22 protein-coding genes and 4 pseudogenes are annotated in these 24,837 nt (G+C 56.0%); 15 read left to right on the forward strand and 11 right to left on the reverse strand.

What is annotated here, in order from left to right; genetic code table 11:
- Positions 1–10: 10 nt before the first annotated feature.
- The 4 genes and pseudogenes from Atro_RS23525 to Atro_RS23540 form a co-directional block, all read right to left on the reverse strand.
- A pseudogene (locus tag Atro_RS23525) lies at positions 11–1,100 on the reverse strand (MBL fold metallo-hydrolase).
- A gap of 264 nt (positions 1,101–1,364) precedes the next feature.
- Complete coding sequence (locus Atro_RS23530) at positions 1,365–1,718, reverse strand: hypothetical protein (RefSeq protein ID WP_497927856.1); 354 nt, start codon at positions 1,716–1,718, stop codon at positions 1,365–1,367.
- A gap of 106 nt (positions 1,719–1,824) precedes the next feature.
- The gene (locus tag Atro_RS23535) at positions 1,825–2,055 is read right to left on the reverse strand and encodes a hypothetical protein (protein WP_497927857.1); all 231 of its coding nucleotides are present in this window, start codon (positions 2,053–2,055) and stop codon (positions 1,825–1,827) included.
- Between the two features lie 464 nt (positions 2,056–2,519).
- Positions 2,520–2,900: a hypothetical protein gene (locus tag Atro_RS23540; RefSeq protein WP_497927858.1), complete on the reverse strand. Its 381-nt coding sequence runs from the start codon at positions 2,898–2,900 to the stop codon at positions 2,520–2,522.
- A 636-nt stretch (positions 2,901–3,536) separates the two neighbouring features.
- On the opposite strand from Atro_RS23540, the gene Atro_RS23545 reads away from it, so the two are divergent.
- From Atro_RS23545 to Atro_RS23555, 3 genes are all read left to right on the forward strand, one after another.
- Positions 3,537–3,839, forward strand: a complete 303-nt coding sequence (locus tag Atro_RS23545; RefSeq protein WP_136888327.1) for a type II toxin-antitoxin system HigB family toxin — start codon at positions 3,537–3,539, stop codon at positions 3,837–3,839.
- On the forward strand, positions 3,839–4,198 hold the full coding sequence (locus Atro_RS23550) for a helix-turn-helix domain-containing protein (RefSeq protein ID WP_136888326.1): 360 nt from the start codon (positions 3,839–3,841) through the stop codon (positions 4,196–4,198). Before Atro_RS23545 ends, Atro_RS23550 begins: the two co-directional genes overlap by 1 nt.
- A 636-nt stretch (positions 4,199–4,834) precedes the next feature.
- Positions 4,835–6,448 carry an ABC-F family ATP-binding cassette domain-containing protein gene (locus Atro_RS23555; RefSeq protein ID WP_497927859.1) on the forward strand — a complete coding sequence of 538 codons (1,614 nt, stop codon included), beginning with the start codon at positions 4,835–4,837 and terminating at the stop codon, positions 6,446–6,448.
- Here Atro_RS23555 and Atro_RS23560 read toward each other — a convergent pair.
- Positions 6,340–7,203 carry a metallophosphoesterase gene (locus Atro_RS23560; RefSeq protein ID WP_497927860.1) on the reverse strand — a complete coding sequence of 288 codons (864 nt, stop codon included), beginning with the start codon at positions 7,201–7,203 and terminating at the stop codon, positions 6,340–6,342. The two genes, Atro_RS23555 and Atro_RS23560, sit on opposite strands and share 109 nt — an antisense overlap.
- A gap of 334 nt (positions 7,204–7,537) precedes the next feature.
- Between Atro_RS23560 and Atro_RS23565 the strand changes: the two genes are divergently transcribed.
- The 4 genes from Atro_RS23565 to Atro_RS23580 all read left to right on the forward strand — a co-directional run bounded on the left by Atro_RS23565 (position 7,538) and on the right by Atro_RS23580 (position 10,602).
- Positions 7,538–8,068, forward strand: a complete 531-nt coding sequence (locus tag Atro_RS23565) for an AAA family ATPase (RefSeq protein ID WP_497927861.1) — start codon at positions 7,538–7,540, stop codon at positions 8,066–8,068.
- Positions 8,062–8,454: an ATP-dependent nuclease gene (locus Atro_RS23570; protein ID WP_497927862.1), complete on the forward strand. Its 393-nt coding sequence runs from the start codon at positions 8,062–8,064 to the stop codon at positions 8,452–8,454. The genes Atro_RS23565 and Atro_RS23570 overlap by 7 nt, the downstream gene beginning before the upstream one ends.
- Positions 8,455–8,556: 102 nt before the next feature.
- Complete coding sequence (locus tag Atro_RS23575; RefSeq protein WP_497922994.1) at positions 8,557–9,750, forward strand: IS4 family transposase; 1,194 nt, start codon at positions 8,557–8,559, stop codon at positions 9,748–9,750.
- A gap of 60 nt (positions 9,751–9,810) precedes the next feature.
- Positions 9,811–10,602 carry a hypothetical protein gene (locus Atro_RS23580; protein WP_497927863.1) on the forward strand — a complete coding sequence of 264 codons (792 nt, stop codon included), beginning with the start codon at positions 9,811–9,813 and terminating at the stop codon, positions 10,600–10,602.
- Between the two features lie 106 nt (positions 10,603–10,708).
- On the opposite strand, the gene Atro_RS23585 is transcribed toward Atro_RS23580, so the two are convergent.
- Both Atro_RS23585 and Atro_RS23590 read right to left on the reverse strand, forming a co-directional pair.
- Positions 10,709–12,196 carry a hypothetical protein gene (locus Atro_RS23585; RefSeq protein WP_497927864.1) on the reverse strand — a complete coding sequence of 496 codons (1,488 nt, stop codon included), beginning with the start codon at positions 12,194–12,196 and terminating at the stop codon, positions 10,709–10,711.
- Between the two features lie 32 nt (positions 12,197–12,228).
- Positions 12,229–12,558: a hypothetical protein gene (locus Atro_RS23590; RefSeq protein WP_497927865.1), complete on the reverse strand. Its 330-nt coding sequence runs from the start codon at positions 12,556–12,558 to the stop codon at positions 12,229–12,231.
- A 166-nt stretch (positions 12,559–12,724) separates the two neighbouring features.
- Here Atro_RS23590 and Atro_RS23595 point away from each other — a divergent pair.
- From Atro_RS23595 to Atro_RS23605, 3 genes and pseudogenes are all read left to right on the forward strand, one after another.
- Positions 12,725–12,952: pseudogene (locus Atro_RS23595) on the forward strand (integrase catalytic domain-containing protein); the annotation flags it as partial.
- A gap of 169 nt (positions 12,953–13,121) precedes the next feature.
- Positions 13,122–15,455 (forward strand): type I restriction endonuclease, encoded by a 2,334-nt coding sequence (locus Atro_RS23600; protein ID WP_497927866.1) that lies wholly within the window; start codon positions 13,122–13,124, stop codon positions 15,453–15,455.
- 220 nt (positions 15,456–15,675) lie between these two features.
- A pseudogene (locus tag Atro_RS23605) lies at positions 15,676–16,241 on the forward strand (tyrosine-type recombinase/integrase).
- Here Atro_RS23605 and Atro_RS23610 read toward each other — a convergent pair.
- A complete protein-coding gene (locus Atro_RS23610) occupies positions 16,242–17,057 on the reverse strand; it encodes an IS5 family transposase (RefSeq protein WP_497927867.1) in 816 nt (271 codons plus the stop codon).
- 340 nt (positions 17,058–17,397) lie between these two features.
- Between Atro_RS23610 and Atro_RS23615 the strand changes: the two genes are divergently transcribed.
- From Atro_RS23615 to Atro_RS23630, 4 genes are all read left to right on the forward strand, one after another.
- Complete coding sequence (locus Atro_RS23615; RefSeq protein ID WP_317687272.1) at positions 17,398–17,718, forward strand: transcriptional regulator; 321 nt, start codon at positions 17,398–17,400, stop codon at positions 17,716–17,718.
- Complete coding sequence (locus tag Atro_RS23620; protein ID WP_165894149.1) at positions 17,705–18,016, forward strand: helix-turn-helix domain-containing protein; 312 nt, start codon at positions 17,705–17,707, stop codon at positions 18,014–18,016. Before Atro_RS23615 ends, Atro_RS23620 begins: the two co-directional genes overlap by 14 nt.
- Positions 18,017–18,600: 584 nt before the next feature.
- Positions 18,601–19,860, forward strand: a complete 1,260-nt coding sequence (locus Atro_RS23625) for an SIR2 family protein (RefSeq protein ID WP_497927868.1) — start codon at positions 18,601–18,603, stop codon at positions 19,858–19,860.
- Between the two features lie 3 nt (positions 19,861–19,863).
- Positions 19,864–21,606 (forward strand): ATP-binding protein, encoded by a 1,743-nt coding sequence (locus tag Atro_RS23630; protein WP_497927869.1) that lies wholly within the window; start codon positions 19,864–19,866, stop codon positions 21,604–21,606.
- A gap of 1,268 nt (positions 21,607–22,874) precedes the next feature.
- On the opposite strand, the gene Atro_RS23635 is transcribed toward Atro_RS23630, so the two are convergent.
- From Atro_RS23635 to Atro_RS23645, 3 genes and pseudogenes are all read right to left on the reverse strand, one after another.
- Positions 22,875–23,186 (reverse strand): helix-turn-helix domain-containing protein, encoded by a 312-nt coding sequence (locus tag Atro_RS23635; RefSeq protein ID WP_165894149.1) that lies wholly within the window; start codon positions 23,184–23,186, stop codon positions 22,875–22,877.
- On the reverse strand, positions 23,173–23,493 hold the full coding sequence (locus Atro_RS23640; RefSeq protein ID WP_317687272.1) for a transcriptional regulator: 321 nt from the start codon (positions 23,491–23,493) through the stop codon (positions 23,173–23,175). Before Atro_RS23640 ends, Atro_RS23635 begins: the two co-directional genes overlap by 14 nt.
- Positions 23,494–23,736: 243 nt before the next feature.
- Positions 23,737–24,359: pseudogene (locus tag Atro_RS23645) on the reverse strand (tyrosine-type recombinase/integrase).
- Between the two features lie 177 nt (positions 24,360–24,536).
- On the opposite strand from Atro_RS23645, the gene Atro_RS23650 reads away from it, so the two are divergent.
- On the forward strand, positions 24,537–24,815 hold the full coding sequence (locus tag Atro_RS23650) for a hypothetical protein (protein ID WP_497927870.1): 279 nt from the start codon (positions 24,537–24,539) through the stop codon (positions 24,813–24,815).
- Positions 24,816–24,837: the final 22 nt, after the last annotated feature.

Genomic DNA, 24,837 nt, shown 5'->3' on the forward strand with positions numbered 1-24,837 from the left:
CCAGCAGAACCTATTCCTTCACGGGAAGCACCAGAAGCTCGGCGCCCTGCTCCGTAGCGTCCTGCCAGTCGCCTCCGGCTACCCTTTGCCAACAGGGATCTACCGCTTCGCCCCAAGTCAGCTCGACCGGCTCGCCGAGGCGCGGCATGACCAGCCCCTCCGAGGCGTGCGCCAGCAGCACATCTGCCGGCTGGGCCAGGGGTGCATCGCCAGGTTGAAGGTGCCCCAGTGCACCGGCAGGAGACGCCCGCTGCCCAGTTGCGCCCAGGCCCGCAGGGCGTTGTCCGGCCCCAGGTGAATATTCCCTCAGGCCGGATGGCAGGCGCCGACCTCGAGCATCACCAGATCAAACGGCCCGAGCCGCCGGCCGATGTCGGCGAGGGCCGGCGACAGCCCGGTGTCGCCGCTGAAGAACACCGCATGGCGCTCGCCACGCAGGGCGAACGACGACCAGAGCGTCACGTTGCGATCGCGCAGCCCTCGTCCGGAGTAGTGATGTGCTGGCGCGGCGGTGATCGCCAGGCCGCCCGGCAGCACGGTGCGTTCCCACCAGTCGAGCTCGACGATACGCTCGGCCGGCATGCCCCAGGCTTCCAGATGCAGGCCGACGCCGAGCGAGGTGATGAAGGGCACCCGCCGCTTGGCCAGCGCCCGGATGCTCGGGTAGTCCAGATGGTCGTAGTGGTCGTGGGAGATCAGCACCGCATCGAGCGGCGGTAGGGCGGCGATGTCGACCGGCACCGGATGGAAGCGCTTGGGGCCGAGAAAGGGCAACGGTGAGACGCGCGCGCCCACACCGGATCGGTCAGCACCCGGTGGCCGTCGATTTCCAGCAGCACGGTCGAATGGCCGAGCCAGGTGGCCCGCAGTCCGGTTTCGACGGGGCGTGCCCAGCTGGCGCGTGGGTCGATGATGGGGTGGGGATTCGCCGGCGTGCGGCCCTCGCCACGGAACAGAAAATCGGCCAGCGTCGGCCGCCCCTCGGGCACGCGCTGTACGCTGGCCGGGTAGGTGTTCGTGAAGCCACCATCGGCATACTGCCGGGAGGCCTGCATGCGTTCCAGCCTCAATCCATTGGCACGTCGGGCCGAAAAAACCATCGTGAATCTCCTGTGAACTCATATTCGGTGTTCGAGCCGGGATTTTCCGCTCGAAGGGAAGGGTTTGCGTGTGTCCCGGCATCCCAGCCAGGCGGAGCGGGAATAATCTCCTGCGTTCCGGATTGGGCCTCTGCGCCAGCGCCAGCCCCGCTCGGAGTATCCCGGCTGGCTTGCCCGCCGGGTAGGGACTGGGCGTTCCCGTACCGTTCCAGCGGGTAGGGCGAGGGGAAGGAGGAGCCGCACAGGTGCCCCTCCGGTAGTGGGTCAAGCCTCTTCCGCCTCCTGGCGGAGGATCTGGATCTTCTCGATGGAGGTGCCGTCGAGCTGTTGCGAACCGAGGAGGAAAAGATCCTCCTCGTTGGCTCGCCACAGGCCAATGGCTTGGCTCAGTTCGTCCAGCGAGAAGGCAGCGGTATGCAGCTCGACATCGCCGGCCTTCGAGGTCACGGTGAGCCACAGGTGATTGCGTCCGGAGCAGGCCAGTTCCATATGCTCTTGCGGGAATCGGCAGTGGCTCGCGTCCCATGGGCGGATCTCGCCGGTGAGCAACGTCCAGTCCTTCGGAGTCCGCATCCGTGCTTCGCTCAGGTGCCTCGTCTCGCAGGCGTCGATCAGCATTTCGGCGCGCTGGCGCAAGACCCAGAGAGAGGCCCCGGCAAAGCACAGGTAGCCTGGGCCGTCCTCGATGAGGCGCGAAGCCAGAGGCCTCTTGCCAGTGTTGCCATCAGCGGTTTCCCCCATCGTTGTTGGCCACGTCGATTTCGCTGACGACCCACTGCCAGTAGCCGGACAGGGTATTTTCGCTGGCGACGGCTTCGCGCCATAGGGCGCGGGTGTACGTCGGGTGCTCGCCATCGCCTTCCGGGTTGTACTTGTGGTCCAGTTGGTCGGCGTTCAAGTCGAAGTCGTCGCCGAGAGCATGGGCTTGAGGGTGGGCGTTGGATGAGTCTTGCATTGCTGGTACTCCGTCTTGTGGAGTTGTCAGCATCACGCACCTGGCGAGAAACCCAAGCAACCGGGCCTGCCTGGACCCTACCTGCAAAAAAGCCCGCACGGGGCGGGCTAGAACAGGCTTCTGCTGGTTGGGAGGGCTTCTCACACCTTGGTGCTGCCGACCCACTGCTCGCCCAGGTAGGCGTCTGCGCCGCCGTCCAGCGCCTCGCCCAAGAGCTCCTGGAGCGGAAGAGCGACCAATCGCTCGTGTGTCCAAGGCTGGGTTGGCGCCAGCCTCAATAGCTCATCACCCTCCATGGTCTTAATGACCAGCGGGGCGTGCTCGTGGCCCTGGATGATGCAGTGCTCCCCGGGCGGCAGTCCGTTACGAAAAATACCGTGTTCAATGCCGTTTCCTCCTTGGCAGTTGTCACTGTGCTCAGGCTCGCACGGGCCGACGAAAACCCAAACGTGCTCCGTCCGGGATCACAGCGCGAGTTCACCCTGCCGGTCGGCGTAGCTGCACCAGCGCGCGAAGGACTTCGGGCAATTGATCTTCTGTTCGATGTAGCCGATATAGCCGTGCTGGCGCGCATCCTGAATCAGGGCAGAAATTACCTTCTCGGAGTCGCCCATCTCGAAACATGTGTCGAAAGTGCGCTCGCCCAAGTCCACGTAGCCGCGATCCCACAGGGCGTAGCTGGTTATTTCGTCTACCAGGCCGTAGCGGTAGGCCAGCTGCACAAACTCGATGCGGGCCTTGAAACCTTTCGTGCCGGTACCGCGGACCAAGTTGCGCAGCGCGTGCAGACGGCGGACGGCTTCGATGTGCGGATGGGCTTGCTGGGCGGATTTGTGGTGTTTCATGTGTGCTCCGTGCTTTGCCGGCCTCTCGGTGAGACCTATGGCTTCAAGCTACGGGGCATCCGGGAATCCCAAGCCATAAGGCCAGCTGCGCCATGCAAGCCGGGGAGAAAAGATCCGCTGGGCTTGAGGCGGCCATGGAATACTGTTGATGGAGCCGGTCGGGAGCGATTGGCTAGCGGAGGCGCAGCCGCAGTCTGTCGATCGATTCCGGCTGGCCGCCGCCGGCAGGCGACTTTGGCGGACTCCCTACCATCGCAGAGCGAAGACCCAGAGATCATGAGAAGAGACAAAATTTAGTTCGTTGATTTTGAAGGCTTTTTTTCTTTGGAAAGCTCACCTCTTGAGCTAACCCTAGCTCACATGATGAGCGAACCTAGCTCACCCTATGAGCTAGGTTCCCGCGCTGGACGCCGCTTCCCCATGCCCCAGCCAGCTCACCTACTGCCCGCAGGAGAAGCGCGGCAAGCCCTCAGCTCAAGGATCACTAGACGGTATGCTTCCCGACCTCCCTTCCCTGCCCAATCCAGCCGCGCAGTAATATCCTCAGCAGGAAAAATCGGGTATTCGGGAAATCCTGTTGTTGCCACTGCCAAGCTGGCTGGCTAGACTTTCTCCCAAATTGGGAGGTGCATGGCGGTGAGAATTATTGCGCGAGGTACATTGCGCGCTTTCTGGGAAAGCAGCCCGGCCTATGCAGACGCCATGACACCTCTGGTGGAGTGGTATCGGCACATGGAGAAAGCCACTTACCACACGCCGCAGGAGGTCAAGGCAGAGCTACGTACAGCAAGCATCCTGAAAGGCGGCCGTGTGGTTTTTAATATTGCAGGTAACAAATATCGGGTGATCTTGGCAATCGACTACGAACGACAGCTTGGGTTCGTGAGATTCGTAGGCACTCATGCCCAGTACGACCAGATCAACGCGGAGACAGTGTGATGAATATCAAGCCGATTCGTTCCGAGGAAGACTTGGCCGCCGCCTTTGCACGCATGGAGCAACTGTGGGGTGCCGAAATCGGTACCCCGGAGGGCGATGAACTGGAGGTGCTGGCGGTATTGATCGAGAAATATGAGGACGAGCATTATCCGATCCCGCCGTCTGACCCCATCGAGGCCATCAAATTCCGCATGGATCAGCAGGGGCTGACCCCTAGCGACCTAGAGCCGTATATCGGCTCTAGCGGTAGGGTTTCCGAGGTATTGAACCGAAAGCGCAAATTGAGCCTGGCAATGATAAAGCGTCTTCATGATGGGCTGCGCATTCCCTATGAAAGCCTGCTGGCTGGTGCTGCCTGACAGCACTTTTCCCTAATACCCGAAAAACCTGCCTGGAATATACATCAGGGGAGGATCATCCATCGCAGTCGCGCGAGTTCGTGCCCCCTGCATCTGAACGGCCGGCAGCGGGGCAGCGGGTGAGAGCGAATTTTTTCGCTGGCATTGAGGCTGCGTGCGGGCAGTGCGTGGCCTGACTTCGCCTTTCCGGCCGCACCCACCGCACCGGGGCGCCTGCCTTCTTCGAGGCAATGGCCATCGCTGCCCTGGAAGGGAAGAAGATCCGCAGCGATCAGTTGTGGGATGAAAATTAAGTTTCATCCTGAATCGATGTGGAGGGCGTGCGCACAGGCGTGGTGCCGAGTCCCCAACCGGTTCGCCGCAACATGCCTACCGCAAATCCGTTTTTCAACAGAGTCGACCAGAGCGGTCTTTTGCCGCCATCCTGATAGAGCCATCGGTCGATAGCATTCCAACGTTGGCACGGCCTCGCATGCTCTGTTTGCATCTGTCTCAAACGATTTTCTATACTCGACGCCAATCGCCAAAACTCACGAGGTATTCATCCAATGCGCCTTTGATGCCACCGTCTGTATGACGGCCTGTCTCTACCTACCCCTACAAGCAGGGGAGATCTTGGCATCCCTGGAATGACGCATGATGAATCCTTATCTGGCGCTGGACAGCCTTTCCTACGTTCTGTCCGATGGCAGAACGCTTTTCTCCAATCTCACCGAGCAATTCGACCAACAGCCCACTGGCTTGGTTGGGCGCAATGGCATCGGCAAAACCGTGCTGGCGCGCATCTTGGCCGGGGAGCTGGAACCCTCCACTGGACGCTGTTTGCGCTCTGGCACAGTGCATTACCTGTCCCAGCAGGTTTCCCGCCTGAATCATGTCTCCGTCGCTAGCCTAGCGGGTGTACAGGCCACATTGAATGCGCTGGAACGCATCGAGGCCGGTAGCACGGCGCAGGTTGATTTTGATGTCGTGGGTGATTGTTGGGATGTTCGCCAGCGCCTGAAGCATGAGTTGGAGCGAAATGGATTAGGACATCTGAATCCCCAGACTCCGGCGAGCACCATCAGCGGCGGCGAAGCCATGCGTGTCGCCTTGATTGGAGCCGTTCTCTCGGACGCCGATTTTCTGATTCTCGACGAGCCCAGCAACCATCTCGACCGTCCGAACCGCCAGGCACTGATCGAGCAATTGCAGCGCTGGCCGAATGGCCTGCTGCTGGTCAGCCATGACCGGCAACTGCTGGAGGTGATGGCCCGCATCGTGGAGTTGTCGCCGCTCGGGCTGCGCAACTACGGTGGCGGCTACTCGTTCTATGCGCAATGCAAAGCCCAGGAGCGTGAGAGCGCCATTCAGCAGCTCGAACAGCGCAAGCTCGAACGCAAGCGCGAAGAACAGTCTCTGCGCGAACAGTGTGAACGGCAGGAACGCCGACAGGCGCGTGGCAACCGGCACGGACGCGAGGCCAACCAGGCGAAGATCCTGCTTGATCGCCAGAAGGAGCGCAGCGAAGGCTCGGCAGGCAAGTTGCGGCAGCAGCAAACGGCTTTGCGGGAGCAACTGTCCCAGCGCGTGCGCAATGCCGCACAGCAGGTGGAAGATGATGCCCAGATCACGCTGCATACGCTTCCTGTCACCCAGGCACCGCAACGCCGAGTGGCGGCACTGGATGAAGTAGAACTCCCCTTCGTGCCGCCCGCCCTGCGAAAGATCAGCCTGACATTGAGCGGCCAGCAGCGTATAGGCGTCGTCGGCCCGAACGGCTGCGGCAAATCCACCTTGCTCAAACTGCTGGCCGGTCAGTTTCCACCGGTGTCTGGCCGCTGCGACGTGTATGTCAAAAGTGCCTACCTCGACCAGCAACTGGCCGACTTGGTGCCGCAGCGGTCAACCATTGAACAGATACTGGCAGCCAACAGCACCGCAGGAGAGGACATGTTGCGGACACGACTGGCGCAATTGGGCTTGGATGCGCAAAAGATAACCGCTCCGAGCGGCTCGCTCAGCGGCGGTGAGCGCCTGAAAGCGGCCTTGGCCTGCGTGCTCTACGCCGATCCACCAGCTCAACTCTTGTTGCTGGACGAACCCAGTAATCATCTTGATCTGCCTTCGGTTCAAGCCCTGGAATCCATGCTGTGCGGCTATCAAGGCGCGATATTAGTGGTTTCGCACGATGACACCTTTCTGAACAATCTTTCTCTGACAGATCGACTGGTGGCGACTTCGGAGGGCTGGCGGCTGGAGGTGTGGTGAATTACCGAGCAATAGGCAGAAAAGATCGCCTCCGATCCGCCGATCTCGACCAGGGTGAGCCGGCCTCCCTCGAAGCAGCCGCCGGTATCCAGATAGCGCACGTTGCCCAGGTCCAGCACCTCGGCGACGACGGCGTGCCCGACATAGACCCGCTCGATGCCGGCGATGGGGCGGGTATCGGCGTCGTCGTACCGCTTCCTGCGCCACAGGGCCTCCTTGACGTGGTGGTCGCGATAGGAGTCGCCCAGCTCGCCTTCCAGCGCCTCCACGAAGCGTCCCCAGCTCGAGCCGGTGCATTCGGCATGCACCACGCCGTAGCGCTCGCCGGAACGCCCGGCAACCTCAATAGCCACGGGCAGCTCGTTCAGAAACCCGCCCAGGAAGGGGCGAAGCTCCTCGCTTAACTTGTAGAACCACTCTCCGCCATGCTTGCGGTGGCCGGCCGGCTCCTCGAACAGGCCGGCCTCCACGCACCACTGGTCATGGTTGCCGCGAACGGCCTTGAACCAAGGCTTCAAAAGCCACCAGGCGACACGGTGGGACTCCGGCCCCCGGTCCACCAGATCGCCCATGGAAAATAGCCGGTCGGTTTGCTCGTTGAAGCCGGCCTTTTCCAGCAGGCGCTTCAGGAGAGAAAATTCCCCGTGAATGTCGCCCACGGCAAAGTCCCGCCCTTTCTGGTTGGGACCGTACTGGACGAACAGGCGGTTGGCGGAGGTATGGACCGGTGTCAGGTGGCTGGATGCGTTGTTCATGCGGAATCTCCGGTTGGGTGGATACCTTCAAGCTCTCACCGGTTTCGGAAATCCCAAGCGGGCCGGCTCATGCGCCGGAACCATGGGAGACGAAGCAGCAAAACTGCCTCGGCCTCCTCCAGCCCTGGGAGATGAAGCAATAGAAACACCCCAGCGTCGCAGCGCAACTCATGCCCAGAGCAGAGCCGGCTGCAGGGGGAAATAAATGCCTAGAAAATGGCCGGCAGCGGCCAGAAGCGGACTGTTGTGCACTGCCAATCTATCCAGTAGCTTTGTGCCATCTACAAATGGCAGTTTTTGGCCGCTCGGTATATTTCTTATCTTAGAGTCAGACATGCTCAAGTCAGTCACCGTCCGTCGATTTAAAAATCTCTCAGACGTCGCAATCCCTCTGGAGCGTATCAATATTCTTGTAGGCACAAATAATTCGGGAAAAAGCAGTATCCTTCAGGGAATTGCTTTTGCTGTAAGTATTGCTCAAACATCGAAGCTTCAGGGCGAGGTCACCACTCTTTCACCTGAGCAATTAATTTATACACCTCTTCGCGATGTTTCAGCTCTTGCCTTTGGCGGCGATCTGAAACAGAGTAGACAACATGCGATTGAAATTTTATTCAATCAGGAAGCAGTAGACCAGCAAGGCCAGAGTATTGAGGCCAGTACGGCAGTTGAAGTTAGGCGAGGTAAAAACAAAAATATCTCCGTGAGCATAAATGACGGTGGTCTGAAGGAACAAATTTCTTCTCTTGATAATCAATTTGCAATGTATGTGCCCGGCTTGGCCGGGTCCCTGCCTCAGAGCCCTATAGGACGCCAGCCGCACTACGAAAAGCTGCTGCTCGTGGTGATGCTAACGCCGTGCTAAGAAACATCCTTTGGAGCCTAAGGTCTGACGATGACGCCTGGGAAGTATTCAGTGAGCATCTTTCTCGCGTTTTTCCGGAAATTGTAGTCAACCCAAAATTCGACCCAAATGTTGACGAATATATTGATGTAACAATAGAAAGACAGGGAATTAAGTTGCCTATCGACGCAGCTGGAACTGGTTTTTTGCAAACGGTGCAAATTCTTGCCTACACAGCTAAGTACAAGCCAAAATTGCTTCTCTTAGATGAGCCAGATTCGCATATTCACCCTGACAGACAACGCCAGTTAATAAAGCTCCTGTCTGAGCTGGCGGAGAAAGATGACTTTCAAGTAATTGTGGCCACACACTCTAGGCATTTGCTGGAGGTCCCTGGGGCTGAGTAATCCCCAGAAATTTTCCCGGAAAATCAATTAGGTAGGGCTTGAAGAGGCCTGCATGGACGGGCACGTTGGTTGTCGCCAAACAAAAACAGCGTCCCCAGCCCCATGCAGACCGTCCAATTCTTGCACGATGCCTTCGCCAAGGCACTCCTCACGATCCATGCCCGCCGTCTCGAAGCCCTGATGGCCGCGGTGGCCGCCCTGCTGCAAGGCCGCTGCCTGAACCTGACCGCGCTGGGGCGCTTCCTGCCCGGCTCTGCCTATCCCAGGCATGCCATCAAGCGGGTCGACCGCCTGCTCGGCAATCGGCAACTGCAGGCCGAGCGGGGGTTGTTCTACTGGGCCATGCTCCGCGCCCTGCTGGGCTCGCTCAAGCATCCGTCGATCCTGGTGGACTGGTCGCCGATCGATGCCGCCGGCAAGCTGTTCCTGCTGCGCGCCGCGATCCCGCTGGCCGGACGTTCGCTGCCGGTCTGCGAAGTCGTCCATCCGCACGAGGGCTGCCCGCGTTGCCAGAAACGCCTGCTCGAGGCCCTCGCGGCGATGCTGCCGGCCGGCTGCACGCCCATCCTGGTCACCGATGCCGGTTTCCGGCGGCCCTGGTTCCGGGCCGTCGAAGCCATGGGCTGGCATTACGTCGGCCGTGTGCGCAATCGCGACCTGTGCCGATTCGGCGAGCAGCCCTGGCAGCCGGTGAAAAGCCTGTACGCCCTGGCCTCGGCATCGCCTAAACGGCTCGGTTGCCTCGAGATGACGCGCTCGGCGCCTTGGTCCACCCCACTCTACGCGGTGAAGCAGGCGCCGCGGGGGCGCAAGCACCGGCGCGTCACCGGAACCGTGGCCCGGGACAAGCGCAGCCGGCAAAACGCGCAGCGCGAAAGCGAGCCCTGGCTGCTGGCCAGCAACCTGCCCGGGACGCAGTGGAATGCCGCACAGGTCGTGGCGATCTACAAGCGGCGCATGCAGGTCGAGGAAGGCTTCCGCGACCTGAAGAGCCATCGGCTGGGGTTCGGCCTGGAGCTGCATCGAAGTCGCTGCCCGCGGCGCATCGAGATCCTGCTGCTGATTGCCGTGCTGGCCAACTACGCACTGTGCCTGCTGGGCCTGCAAGCCCGGGAGGCAGGGCACGAGCGGCGCTTTCAGAGCAACAGCGTCAAGGACAGGCACGTGCTGTCGCTGTGGCGGCTGGGACTGGAGTATGCACGCACTTATGCGGGAGACATTTCCCGGGAGAGGCTGCGGGAGCTGGAGTTGGCTCTGCGGCGGGAGGTCCACCGGCAAACGCAGGAACGGGGGTGATTTTGTGGGGATCACTCAGTCCCTGGGGCCTATTTTCACTGGATGGCACAGGGAAGCCGAGTGGATATTGAGCCAGACGAAAGCAGCCGGCTTCGCGTGCTAACGGATTTAGGCGCCCTAGATAGCGGTGATAGACTTAAGAATGGAAATATAGATATTGTTTTACTGACGGAGGATAGCGATCAGAGATTTCTCAAGACGCTCATGATTGCTTCAGGCGCAGAGGAAGATAGAGTTCAAATTTGGTCTTACTCTGGCTGTACAAAAATAGACGCAGCAGTAACCTTGTGCCGCTTCATTCAAGATCATGCACCTGGAACAGAAGTCCTTGTTCATCGTGATAGCGACTATCTGACAGACGAAGAAATAACTCAAATAAACGATATTTTCTCTGCAAAAAATATTCGAATTTTCCTTACTCAAGGAACCGATGCTGAGTCTCACTTAATAAATATTCAGCATATTCGCATATTCTATCCGCAGCTTTCAGCGCTTCAAATAAATCAGGCTATTGATGAAGCCACAGAAGCGGTTAGAGATTACTCTATCAAAACGCTTGCCAGAAGCCTCCTAAGAGAAGAAAAAGCGAGGAGAAAAGCAAATGGTGACAATGGCGAACCAGATATTGTTGCATTGACGGATCAGGCCCGGGCTGATTTCGCTGCCCGCCCTGAAAGATGGAGGCATGGCAAAAAAACTTTGGGTCATCTCAAATCAAGACTCCAAGCCTTACTTGGTGAGAACCCAAATATTGTTCGCCCTTCAGAAAATTTAGCCATTGAGGTTCTTGCTGAGGCTATTAGAGCAGTTCGAGAGCGAAGAGGCGCAAACCAAGCAGGCGATCAAGCCTGACATAGCAGACATTGGATGACCTACGCCCGCTTTGGGGCGGACTGAGCCGGACGCCACCGGCGCAGAGAGACCCAAAGCGGTCATTCGCGGTGGCCTGTTCCCGACACTAACCAGCCAAGATCTTGGCTGACTGCGCTCGGCTATTTTCCGCTTTAGCTTGTATGTACACGTTGGCTTGCCGAATCGCCGTACTTATATCATTAGTTCGGAACATTTCGACAACCATCCTGACTTCTTCGCTCGCGCAAGCGTTGCAGTCCACCCACACTTCCTCTGCTTCAAGGCAGCGATGGACAATTAGGCTATAGCGCTGCGACCAAAACTCCCTATAGCCGTAGGGGATCGTATCGATGGCACCGACAACTCCTGCCTCAGGCAGGCTCTCCACGGCATTTTTCAAATAATACCATGGCCGCTGGCTGATCGACGTGTAGCCTTTCCACCGAATAGGATATTCCAGCTCTTGCACTGTAGCGCCCGATACGGTCACCAAAGCCGCGAACCGCTCTATCAGCGAAATCTCCTCGGCCTCTTGAAATCTCATCGCAAGCACCAGCGTCGAAAAGTTCCAGTAAAGCTGCCAATGCTGCCGTTCGATACTGATGCCAGCGATATCCGAGAGCAGTTCAAAAATTTGGTAGTCTGTATATTTATTCTCGCTATACAACCACTCCCTGCCCAGCTCTAGCGGTTGCAACGAAGGAATACTGATATCCGTTTTCAAGAACTCAACTAGGGCATCGGTTGCATAGAGCTTGTGCTCGACTTCCAGCAGCGTCAGATGTACGAACAGCGCTTGATCAAGCCTTCCAATCGCCGTGCCCTGACCTTTCGGCAGGAGCCCCCTTAGCGCCCACATCACTTGCTCCTTTACCGGCCGATATCCTTTCAAAGTGCTGAGCACATGTGGAAAGCTTCGGCTTTCAAATTGGCACTGTAAGAGCAGCATTACCTGCTTCAAGTCATCATGATCACGCCCCATCTGAAACGTCATCATAGCTTTAAGGTCCGCCACAACAGCAACGATTTCTCGGGCCTTCTCAGCAGCCTTACCATTAGCATCGAATGGCCAGACGCTTCTGAATTCAGAGGAGTAATTCTTGCCAGGCTTAGGGCCTTTGAGAAGGCTCGTGAGCGTTGGGTAATTAAAAACTCTGAATTCGTAGATACTGCACAGCACCTTGGTGGCTATGCTCGGGTCAAAGTCGTAGTAGGCCTTGAACTCATGACCTGTCCATTGCTTTATGTTATTTTTAACGGACCTAATAAGCGGCTTGGGTTCGCGTCGAAACGCATCCAGCAGGTAAGCAGAGACACGTACAGGACGAGCACTGTCTGCATCAAGCGGCAGAAGATTCCCCATGTCATAGCGCGATGGGTAGACCGCATTGCGTTCGTCATCAGTCAGCAGAAAATTGGAAATGAGCTCGACCAATGATTGAGTGTTATTGATCCACTTATAGGCCATCGTATCTAGGGTTCGGACGTGAATCCAAGCATGGCCCCGCAGGAAGGCACGACTGAACGGGCCTCCTGGGCACTTCTGGATTTCTGGCCGTTGCTGAACCTGCTCCCTGAGCTTATCTACATCCACTTGATTTTCCTCGTTCTGAGTGCGCCGCCCCTTCAGCTCCCGGGGCGGCGATTGATGTGGTTAGGCCAATACCCCCGAAGCGCCGGCGTGGCCATCGGTGCAGGTGCCGGCACCCGCTCCCGAAGCGATTTGAAGCGCTCCTCACCAGACTCAAGGCGCTTCATCATCTTGAACTCGGCAGCAGCAGCCACGGCTGCGTCCTCGAAAGGGAGCTTCTGCTTCTCCATGATTTCCTCCTGCATCGCAGCTAGGAAACGAGTATCCCCCACCTCCATGCAGCCCATGTTGAAGTGATAATGCTCACCTCCGGCGTTGTAGACGGACTTGGATGCCCGCGCCGCACGACTCAATTTTTCTTTCATGATTCACCTCTGCGTTAATTACGTTGCTCGCGAGGCAAAAAGTACTGAGCCAGGCCGGCTCTCAACTAGGGTAGTTTTTTTCAATGGGCCACAATCGCCCTAGAAACGTAAGGGGCTGGGGAGCATGCCTTGTGCAGATCAGGCTGGTAGGTGACTTGGCCACAGGAAATGCCTGACCGTGGTCGATGACTTCACCAAGGAGTCGATGGGTATCTTGGTGGAGCACGGTATCATCGGCTTTCGCGTCACCTGGGCATTGGATGAGATGGCGCGGTTTCGCGGCTACCCGCAGACGATCCGCATCGACCAGGGCCCCGAACTTACCGGCAAAGCACTCGACCAGTGGGTCTATCAGCACGACATCAAATTGAAGCTGGTCCAGCCTGAATCGCCTCGGATTTCCTAGACACCCGATGACCGCTCCTGGCCGGACTGAGCCGGATACTACCGGCACAGAGCGACCCAAAGCTGCCTGTCTCATTGGGCTGGCACCGGCCAATTGTGGTCAGTGGCGACAGCAAATCCTTATCAATTTTCATCATAAAAAATGGAGTCGAAACTTGATGTTAACGAATCATCCTGCGCCCTGCTCTAACGAGGCTGATTTGGAGGCGTCCATACATGCCGCAATCGAAAAAGCGTTTCCTTTTGCCAATATCGAGATACGGCATCAGGTGCGGTTTAAGTTTCAAATTGGCAGAGCAATGGTTGAGATCGACGGTGGGCAAGCGTGGGTTAAAGAGGGGCGTGCCGATATTGTTCTTAGCCACAAGGGGCGCCCGTTAGCGGTCGTGGAACTGAAGCGCAAGGGGCTTGCGCTGCATGATGAAGACAGATTGCAAGGCCTTTCCTATGCGCGGATGCTCGATCCGATCGCCCCGCTGGTAGTAGTTACCAACGGAGAAACCACTAAGAAATACAGCACCTACAATGGGCAAGAGTGGGATGCAGGCAGCGACAGCGAGAAGCAGCTCAATAAGTTGATCGACAGCGCGTGCCTGCTGGCCGCAGATGATACGCGCCAGGCAGCGCAGATCCTGATGGGCAAGGTCTGCGATGTTTGGTCCTCGGTGGTAAAGGAAAGCACCGCTGAGCTGCTCGAATCGCTGACCGGTGAGCTGCAAAACACTCACCTGCCGTTCGCACGGGACTTTCTGATTCCCCGTCAGGCGACCAAGGCTGTGATTGAAGCTTTCGAACGATCCTGTTTCGTTATTCTCGAAGGGGAACCGCTGATCGGCAAAAGTAATGTACTCCGTGAGGTGATCGCCACTACTTGGGACACGACCTCTTTCACTACGCTTTATGTGGAAGACGGGGGTGGTGGTTATTTTCAATGCTTGGCTGACGCATTGAGCAAAACCTTGGGGTGGTCCCTGACAGTCGAAGAGGCTCGTGCCTGGCTGCAGCGTCTGACGCCCGATCAGGACATGAAGTTGGTAATCCTGATTGATCAGTACCGGAGCGCCAGTGAAACCAGCAAAAGAGAGCTCGAAAACCTGGTTGGGATCGCCCAGCGCGGTGGGTTTTCCGTTGTAGTGGCTATGGATGACGCGTTGGTCGATCATGTCATTAACTCGCAAAGCGCTAGGGCGCAGTCTCTTTTGGGCAGGCTGAGTGAGAGAGTGATGGTCTGCCCGTTGCAGGATGAAGAGTTTGGACACGCTGTCGTTGCTGCTAAGTACTTCGGGGTTACGATGATGGAGGGAAGTTTCCGTTCTGATCATTATCGACATCCATGGATTCTCAGATCGGTGATCTGCAGTGCAATGAACAAGCGTAAGGTGGTTGAGCCTTTTGCAGTCGAAGCCCCGCCGTTACTCGGAATCGACTTCATAAACTACGTTCGTGAAGTTTATAAGGCAGCGAATCTGAGGCACCATTTCCATGAACTGGCTAGCGCGACTCTTGAGGACTATCTTAGGGCCGGCCGTTCGGACGCTATGGAGATAGAAGCCGCAACGGTGTTTCTACTACGGAGAGAGGCCTTGAAGGACCTCTCGGATGAATCGAGGCAGTACTTATCAGACCACGGGGCGATTCGGTTAGCTGTTCATGAGGAGCAGCCCGTCATCCGAATTGGTTTCTACGAAATGCTGGTAAGCGAGCTTTCATCCGTTATCGCCATTCAGCTTGAACAGCAGATCAAATTAGGCGTCGAAAGTGCCATGGAATGGTTGATGAACGTAGCGGAGATCCTACCCATGGGTGAAGTTATTGCTGCGCGAGCCATTGTCATGTTGATTCGATCGGGTGTTGATCCGATCCCGTTATATCGAGAGCTTCTGGCACAGACACCGATCGTAGGCACTAGCTCACCACGTACCCGGTTTGCTATCAAAACCATCGATCTTCCTCTGGACGAAAAAGCCTCCTTGGACGGGCCAGCACACGGAGGCCAAGCCTACTACAATGACAATATCTTGCCCTGGATTACGCTTTCACATGTACTAACTGCACATCCATTGAGCAATGAAGACATTGGGCTATTTCCCCAGTTGTACATATTGATGGAGGTGGCCAAGGCGGTAGTGGTACTGCGACGGCCTGGAAATACTACCGCGTCGCACGAACTTTTCTCTGCAGAAATGAAAGATGGCACGTTCGTCGCTGCTTGGAATGCCGGCATCATAGAGCCCGTGACGTACGCGATATTCAATACTTTCCGAAGGTATCCAGAACTTGGGGAGGCGTGGATGACAACGCTCGAACGGATGGACTCTGTACATCTGCTAGCGCGAACCTACACTGTATTGATCGAACTGATTCGCCTAGGTGGCCCTCAAGGTCTATGGGCTCGTCATGCAGCAGTTAACGTAGTCTGTCCATTGCTGATCAACCACCCCAACTTTCCTTCCGAAAATGTTTCCTTCAGATGGGTTAGTACTGCGGACTGATAGAACCTTAGGAGTTCCCTTGGCGGTCACAGATTCAGGCTAGCCGATTGAGAAGGTCATTGAAAGTTTGCTCAGGGTATTTATCGGTTGAACCTAATGGCTAGGAGGCCTAAAGTTCCCTTGTCCGCTTTGGGTCGGCCAGCGACCATTCGACGGTATCGGTGCTCCCTCTAACCAGAACAGTTGCAAGCTTTAGCTCCTTCATCTGGAGGAGCTAATCATGAACGCAACGCCTATTAATGCAGGGCATCAGCCCTGGAATAAAGGAAAACTGGTTGGTCAGAAAGCACCGCTTAGGCTCAAGGATATCTGGGCCATCCGTGTCAGATTGCAAATCGCTGAAAAAACGCGCGATCTTGCACTTTTCAATCTGGCAATCGATAGCAAGCTGCGAGCCTGCGATCTGGTCAAGCTTCGAGTCCGGGATATAGCCCATGGGACCGAGTGGCGTCACGTGCCATTGTCATGCAGCAGAAGACACAACGCCCTGTGCAGTTTGAGATCACTGAGCAGACAAGGGACGCCGTAGGAAACTGGATTCGGCACGCAATGCTCCGTGCGGAGGATTTTCTCTTTCCGAGCCGGCTGCACGATTCTGATCACCTATCTACCCGACAGTATGCGCGCATCGTTGATAGCTGGGTAACGGCGATCGGCCTGGATCCCACTGCGTACGGAACCCATACGATGCGTCGAACAAAAGCCTCACTGATCTACCGACGGACGAAGAATCTTCGAGCTGTCCAGCTACTGCTAGAGCCTGTTATTAACCCGTTCGTTTCTTGATCAGCCTGGTGCTGCCAAGGCCTTGAGAGCAGTCGGCAACATCAGGCAAACAAAGGCTATGAAGTGAAAGCCCGCCAGCGTCGAGGCCAGGCGCTCGTAATCCCGACTCAGTCTTCGAAAGCGGGCCATCCAGCCGAAGCTGCGCTCGACCACCCAGCGCCGAGGCAGCAGGATGAAGCCCTTCTTCGCTTCCGTGTGCTTGATCACTTCCAGCTGGATGCCATGCGCCTCTGCCTGTCGGGCCGCCGACTCGCCGCTGTAGCCCTGGTCGGCGAAGGCAACCTCCACCGCCTCACCGGTCACCCGCTGCACCTGCTCGGCGAGGGCGGCCACCTGGGCGCGGTCCTGTTCGTTGGCGGGCGTCACCCGCAGGGCGAGCAACTGCCCCAGCGTATCCACGGCCATATGCACCTTCGAGCCCTTGCGGCGTTTGGCCCCGTCATAGCCGGCCCGTGTGCCGCTTTCCGGCGTCGACTGCAGGGTGCGGCTGTCGAGGATCACGGCGCTGGGCTGAGCCTTGCGCTTGTCCGCCACCCGGATCAACTCGCGCACATCATGCAGCAGTTCCTCGAAGACGCCGGCCTCGATCCAGCGTCGGGTCTGCTGATACACCACCTGCCACGGCGGCAGATCATGCGGCATCTGCCGCCAGAGCAGGCCGCCGCGGACGATGTAGCGCAGGGCATTGAAGACCTCGCGCAGGCTGTGGACGCGATGGGCGGAGGATTCGGGCATCAGCGCCAGATAGGGCGCCACGAAGGCCCACTCCTCATCGCTGACATCGGTGGGGTAGGGTTTTCGGGTTGTCGTCTGCATAACTGCAAACGATAACCAAAGCAGTGGTTAATAACAGGCTCTAGGCCATACGAAGCTCGAAAGCACGGTGCGATACTTGGGCATTGAGGTCGACGACGCGCTGGAGATAGCTGAACAGACGGAGGTGTGAGCCAGCACGGCCAAGTGCGGTGTTCGTGGTTCGTCATCGAGGGTCCGGTCAGAAATGAGGGCGGACGTTGAGAGCAGCCTGGAACACGGCTGCTTTCAACCCAGAGGAAACGGCATAGGATGGAGAGGTGGAAGGTAGAAGTTGCCGAAAACAGCATGGCTGGCTGAGCTATTGATTGCCTTGAGTACGTCATTGACGTATGCTCTGCCCATGCTGACTATCATCGAATCTCCGCTGTTCACCAAGCTCTGGCCCGATTACTGGACGGAGGATGAACGTGGTGCCTTCATGACCTTTCTCGCCAGCAACCCCGAGGCTGGTGCTGTCATTCCCGGCTCCGGTGGTTGCCGCAAGGTGCGCTGGGGGATCGAAGGACGCGGCAAGAGCGGTTCCGTACGCGTCATCTACACTGCGCAGTTGGCCAGCGGAGCCCTGGTGGCCCTGTTGATTTACGGCAAGGGCGCTACCGACAACATTCCGGCGCATATCCTGCGCAAGATCGCCAAGGAGATGAATCATGCCCCTGACTGAGAAAGAACTGCTTGAGCGAGATGCCAAGCGCAACATCGGCGAGGAGCTGTTGGCCGCCATTGTCGATGTCAAGGCAGGACGCCACGGCGCCGTGCATCGCGTGGAATTGACCGAGGCCGCCGAGGCGCGCAGCAAAACCGGGCTGTCGCAGCCGAAATTCGCTGAGTTGCTGGGAGTGTCGGTGCGCACCCTGCAGGAGTGGGAACAAGGTCGCCGCTCGCCATCTGGCGCTGCGCGCTCACTGCTGCATATCGCCGCCCAGCGTCCAGACGTGTTCCGAGACGTACTTTCGGGCTGAGTGCGCACAGAGCAGAAATGAGAAAGCTGCTCAGATGACCATCACGCCTGTAAGTCGCGTGATAAGTGGAGTCCGGCCGATTCTGTTGAAAAAGTCGCATCCGACGGTTTCGAGGCATTTTCAGGGGGTACTTGACCCCTTACCCAAGGGAGATCGTCGCGTATACGCGATTCTAGGAGGTCGGTTTTCCTGAGAGTCTGCGTGTCTCCTTCGAAAACCGACTTTTTCAACAGAATCGGCCAGAAGCAGCCACTATCCAATGGATGCGTTGAGGCGGTTCTAGCCATAGCTGATACCGGCTACAAGCAGTGGTTCAATTGCTTCCCAGTGATCATGTCAGCAAAGCACGACGGTACAGATAGACAGAAGCGTTCAGCAATGACCAGGCGGGCGTTTGCCAGCACATGCCGCCTTTGACTAGGCCTGGATACAGTTGCCGCATATATCTGCGCTTCTATCGCCTTCCATATATCGCTATGCCACTATCGTCACCAATGCCTCAGACGCGGCTATGTGATCCCCGTGGATGATGCACTGCTTCCCATTTTGGGCTCCTTTGACACTCGACAAACAGGATATTTGTCATGTCTGTTTCTTTACCTCCTCCTGACCCTCTTCATGATGACTATAACGGCCAGTTGGCCTATCTCCCTCCCGGTAATCTTGAATGGCTGCCAATTACTGAGGATGCATACAAGCTCTTTACTGGTAGCGAAGAAATTGATCAGGGAGCTCTCCAGCGAATCAAAGGTAATCAGTCAGCCCTATCGGAGCTGTTTGCAAGCGCACTGCAAGTGCCGAACCTTGGCTTCTTCGCAGGTAGCGGCACGTCTTTGGGGCCAGTGAATGGCCCTAGCATGTGGAGGTTATGGACGGAGGCCATGTGCAGTGATCCAAAAGGCGAACGTCTTACAGAGCAGGCGACTGCTGTTTGCGAGGTGGTGCAATACACAGAGATGCACTCACCTAACATCGAGCATTTTCTATCGCAGTGCGATGCCTTCCTCGCTTTCAATCAAAATGAAATGGTCGAGAACTTCGTTCGCCAGGTAAAAGCTCTCATTCTTCGCCTTTGTACTAATTTCCTAAGTCAACCTGGATCTGATATTACGTGCTATAGGCACTTGCTACAGAAACTCGCCCGTCGCCGTGTACGTGATCCGCGCTTGAAGGTATTCACAACCAACTACGACATGTGCTTCGAGACAGCGGCCTCCGACCTTGGGATGGTGGTTGTCGATGGACTTTCTTATACTCATAAACGACGGTTTGATGGTAGGCACTTCAGCTATGATATCGTTCGTCGAGAAAGCGATAAGCATGAATTTGTCGAAGGTATTTTTCAATTTTATAAACTGCACGGCTCGGTAAGCTGGTCGCGCGAAGACAATGGAATCTATGAGGATGGCGCTCCTTCTCCTGACAATGCGTGCCTAATATATCCAGCGAAAGGCAAGTATCAGCAGGCCTTTATTCAACCGCACCTAGAGCTACTTTCTCGCTTCTTAGACTTTCTTCGCCAACCCAATAGCTGCCTAGTTATTGCAGGATTTGGCTTCAATGACGACCATCTTTCCGAGCCTGTACTTTCCGCGATCCAGTCGAACCCAGGCCTGAAACTAATTCTTGCTGATCACCGCTGCATAGCGCACGTACACAATAGAGGGCATCATGGCTCAAGCCCATATTGGAGCAAATTCCATGAGCTTGCACTAAAGGGATTTGATATCCACTTTATCGGTGGATCGTTCAGAGATGTCGTTGATCGAATACCCTATTTGCGCGCAATTTCGCCAGCAGAGCAGCTAGCAAACGCCGTTAGACGTTTAGGCAATGGAGAGTAAAGCATGGCCATTGATATATCGTCCAACGGAATCTTGCTGGGGGAACTTAAGATTGGCGTCATCTCCAGCGTTGCCGCTCAGCATATCAAGGTGAACCTTGCTCATGCAGGAGAGGTAAGCGGTTGCTATTTAAACAATAATCGATACGGCAAAGGTGAGGTTGGTGAGCTAGTACTAGTCGAAGGACAGCAGTCAATCCTTCTTGGAAGAATCACTGAAGTAAGCTTACCTGACAGAGATCGCAATGAGATATCCCAGGATTATTCCGGGCTAAGAAAGATCGATGCGATTGGTTTTATTCGATTGCTTGGGTCAATCGATCCAATTACCCTTAGGGTTCAAGCTGGAGTTAGCACTTATCCTCGCCTTGGGGATCGTGTGTATTCTGCCCCGGGTGAGTTCGTTTCTAGAATTCCTCTCCTCACCAGTGGCGGTATTGATGTACAGTCCCCATTGGTCTCTCTCGAATTGGGAATAGTGTCTGGAGATAGTGGATTTCCGATCTCCGTTACACCAGAAAAGCTATTTGGCCGACATTGTGCAATCTTGGGATCAACTGGCGGCGGTAAGAGCTGGACTACAGCGAAAATCATCCAAGAGTGTCGACGTTACAACTCAAAGGTTGTTCTGCTGGACGCTACCAGTGAGTACCGCTCACTGACTGGGCCAGATACTAAGCACTGTCACCTTGGCAAGCCATTACATCAAGCCCAGAGTTCGGCTGAGATCGTGATCCCCCCTACTAATTTTACAGAAGGTGACTTTATTGCATTGTTCCAGCCCTCAGGGAAAACCCAAGGCCCGAAGCTCCGAGAGGCGATGAAAAGCTTACGCCTTGCGGCACTGGTTCCCGCCATAGCCCCTAATGGGTATGTTCCTAAGGTGAATCAGCCGAAAGCCGATTACCGTAGAGCGCTTAGCACGGACGATAACGCCAGATTAGTTGATAGTCCAACGCAACCCTTCGACCTTCGTTTCTTGGTTAGGCAGATCGTTCAAGAGTGCTGTTATCCAGATGCTGGCTCAAACAATTTTGATCGCTGGGGCGGCCCGAGCAACGAGCAATCGTACTGCTCGTCCCTTCTAACACGGATCACAGGTGTGATGGGCTCTTCCTCGCTCGCGTGTGTATTCAGTTCCAACCCAGATCTGCCAAGTCTTTCTCAGCAGTTAGATCAGTTTCTCAACAGCGATGCCAAACTTTTACGAATCTGCCTTAGCTCCATCGGATATGAGTTCAATGCCCGAGAGGTTGTCGCTAATGCCATTGGTCGCATACTGCTCCAACGCGCTCGGGACGATGCCTTTAGAAATAGTCCCCTCTTGGTGATTCTGGACGAAGCGCACAACTTTCTCGGCAAGTCGGTAGGAAGTGAAGATGACCTGCAAAGTCTAGACGCCTTTGAACTGATTGCAAAGGAAGGGAGAAAGTATGGCCTGAATATCTGTCTAGCAACTCAGCGTCCGCGTGACATTACCGAGGGTGTACTTAGTCAGATGGGCACATTATTGGTACATCGCTTAACCAATGATCGCGATAGAGACGTTGTTGAGCGGGCTTGCGGGGAAATCGACAGATCTGCAGCAGCATTCCTTCCGAACCTTAAGCAAGGTGAAGTCGCGATTGTGGGGGTCGACTTTCCGATTCCGGTAACAATCCAGATCAATAAACCCTCACAGCCACCGCTGTCAGACGGTCCAAGCTACCAAGCACTTTGGGGCGCGGAAAGGCACCCGGCTGGCTAATAGTCCTCCCGCCGCTTTTGACCAGACTAGACGATCAAGAACATCCGCTCAGGGTCGACTTTAACTGGCTAATCGCGGTCATTCGACTTGCTCGCCTAGTACACCACATAAGTTGCTAAGTGGCTTCAGCCCAGCAAGCGTATCCTGCAATCAGTGGCGATTGAGATGCTTAGGATAGCTCAATCCTTCTCCCTGAAACTCCTTGAAAATTGGTTTCTGGGAGTTTTTCAACAGAATCGGTCGACTCTGGCCTGTCGTGACCAACAGAAGTCGACCATTTGTAGACATTCATAACGATTAAGCTAAGGCGGGATTTAGCCAGCCCCGGTGAGCAGAGCGAGCGATTTGAGCATATAGCTACGTTGCGATGCGATTATGTGAATCCGTAACGATGGATATCATCCGCTCTTTCAGGCTTCAGCGAATCGAGGCACATCAAGTCCATCGACACCCAAGCGCCTTTGAGATCGATACGGCTTTCTTTCCCGGGCAGTTGTCGCCCATAGCGCGCCTTTTTTCGCGCATCCATGTTAGTAAGAGCATTAGGTGACCACGTCTCGATCTTGAGATCTTCACAATCCTCGCGTGCGTTCCGGACCCACAAGCCCTGATGTATCCATGATTTCGCGCACTTGCTGTGGATTGATCTCAGTGCCCAATCTAGGCTCCAGTCCCTGGGAAGCCTTTTTCTAACCCTCGCCTCAACCAAACTGGCGAATTGCTGCGAGCAGTAGCCGTTTGCCGTATCCCCTAGGGATGGGCTCTCTAGGTATTGAGCACGATATCCGGTGTTTGCGTTGTGGAAAAAATCCACCAAGAGCGACTGAGCGCAATGAAGAGTGGCTACAACCCTAAAATAGTCATGAGACTTCTTACACGGTTCTCGTGCCACTGAAACTTTATCGATCCCCCTAACTATGAGATCTACAATGATCTGAAAGTCCGGGGCGTTTAGAAGTTGATTACGACGCTCAAACGCAACAGTCTCGGCAATTTTCCAGCGATTCTCATCAATTCGGACGTACATCCTGTGAGCCCTTGTTTTGCCTGAAGGTGGTCACTGCGAATGCGGCCCTACTCAAAGAAAATACGAAATGGACAGCAAGCCCATCCATTTCTAACAGCATAGTCATCAATCCTAAGAGCGCTATTTTCTTGCTGCCATGCTATCCATTTCCGATTGACTGCTTCTGGCCGGACTCGCTTATCACGCGACTTACAGGAATGCTGGTCATCTGAGCAGTTTTCTCATTCTGCTCTGTGCGCACTCAACCCGAAAGTACGTCCCGGAACACGTCTGGACGCTGGGCGGCGATATGCAGCAGTGAGCGCGCAGCGCCAGATGGCGAGCGGCGACCTTGCTCCCACTCCTGCAGGGTGCGCACCGATACTCCCAGCAACTCAGCGAATTTCGGCTGCGACAGCCCGGTTTTGCTGCGCGCCTCGGCGGCCTCGGTCAATTCCACGCGATGCACGGCGCCGTGGCGTCCTGCCTTGACATCGACAATGGCGGCCAACAGCTCCTCGCCGATGTTGCGCTTGGCATCTCGCTCAAGCAGTTCTTTCTCAGTCAGGGGCATGATTCATCTCCTTGGCGATCTTGCGCAGGATATGCGCCGGAATGTTGTCGGTAGCGCCCTTGCCGTAAATCAACAGGGCCACCAGGGCTCCGCTGGCCAACTGCGCAGTGTAGATGACGCGTACGGAACCGCTCTTGCCGCGTCCTTCGATCCCCCAGCGCACCTTGCGGCAACCACCGGAGCCGGGAATGACAGCACCAGCCTCGGGGTTGCTGGCGAGAAAGGTCATGAAGGCACCACGTTCATCCTCCGTCCAGTAATCGGGCCAGAGCTTGGTGAACAGCGGAGATTCGATGATAGTCAGCATGGGCAGAGCATACGTCAATGACGTACTCAAGGCAATCAATAGCTCAGCCAGCCATGCAGTTTTCGGTAACTTCTACCTTCCACCTCTCCATCCTATGCCGTTTCCTCTGGGTTGAACGCAGCCGTGTTCCAGGCTGCTCTCAACGTCCGCCCTCATTTCTGACCGGCCCTCGATGACGAACCACGAACACCGCACTTGGCCGTGCTGGCGACCACAGAGCTCATGGTCGCCAGCCGACCTGGCTCACACCTCCGTCTGTTCAGCTATCTCCAGCGCGTCGTCGACCTCAATACCCAAGTATCGCACCGTGCTTTCGAGCTTCGTATGGCCTAGCAGTAGCTGGACAGCTCGAAGATTCTTCGTCCGTCGGTAGATCAGTGAGGCTTTTGTTCGACGCATCGTATGGGTTCCGTACGCAGTGGGATCCAGGCCGATCGCCGTTACCCAGCTATCAACGATGCGCGCATACTGTCGGGTAGATAGGTGATCAGAATCGTGCAGCCGGCTCGGAAAGAGAAAATCCTCCGCACGGAGCATTGCGTGCCGAATCCAGTTTCCTACGGCGTCCCTTGTCTGCTCAGTGATCTCAAACTGCACAGGGCGTTGTGTCTTCTGCTGCATGACAATGGCACGTGACGCCACTCGGTCCCATGGGCTATATCCCGGACTCGAAGCTTGACCAGATCGCAGGCTCGCAGCTTGCTATCGATTGCCAGATTGAAAAGTGCAAGATCGCGCGTTTTTTCAGCGATTTGCAATCTGACACGGATGGCCCAGATATCCTTGAGCCTAAGCGGTGCTTTCTGACCAACCAGTTTTCCTTTATTCCAGGGCTGATGCCCTGCATTAATAGGCGTTGCGTTCATGATTAGCGCCTCCAGATGAAGGAGCTAAAGCTTGCAACTGTTCTGGTTAGAGGAGCACCGATATCGCCGAATGATTGCTAGCCGATCCAAACCGGCCGGTCGTTACAGACAACAAGCGGCCAGAAGCTGCCCCCTCATGGGCAGGGATTAGAAACGACGACCATTAGGGAACAGCACATGTACCATAAAGATCACTCCCCGCATGAAAAACCGAGCGAAACTCGCGGCGAGAATAGCGAGCGCGTGAGGAACCCCCATCAGATCACCGTCAACCAGCATGTGATCCCCCAAAAGCACCTAGCGGAATGGCTGTGTGGTGAGAAGGTTTTATCGGTGATTGACAAGAAAACCGGTGAGTCTCTCCAGAGGGCGCCTAAGGATGCGTTTGTCGTAGCTAGGCTGTGGGAGCAGCCTGCCGAGCAGGGCATGATTAAATCTACTGAAGACCTTTACTAAGAACAGCTAAGCATTCTCAGGA

Source organism: Azotobacter tropicalis (assembly GCF_059739045.1).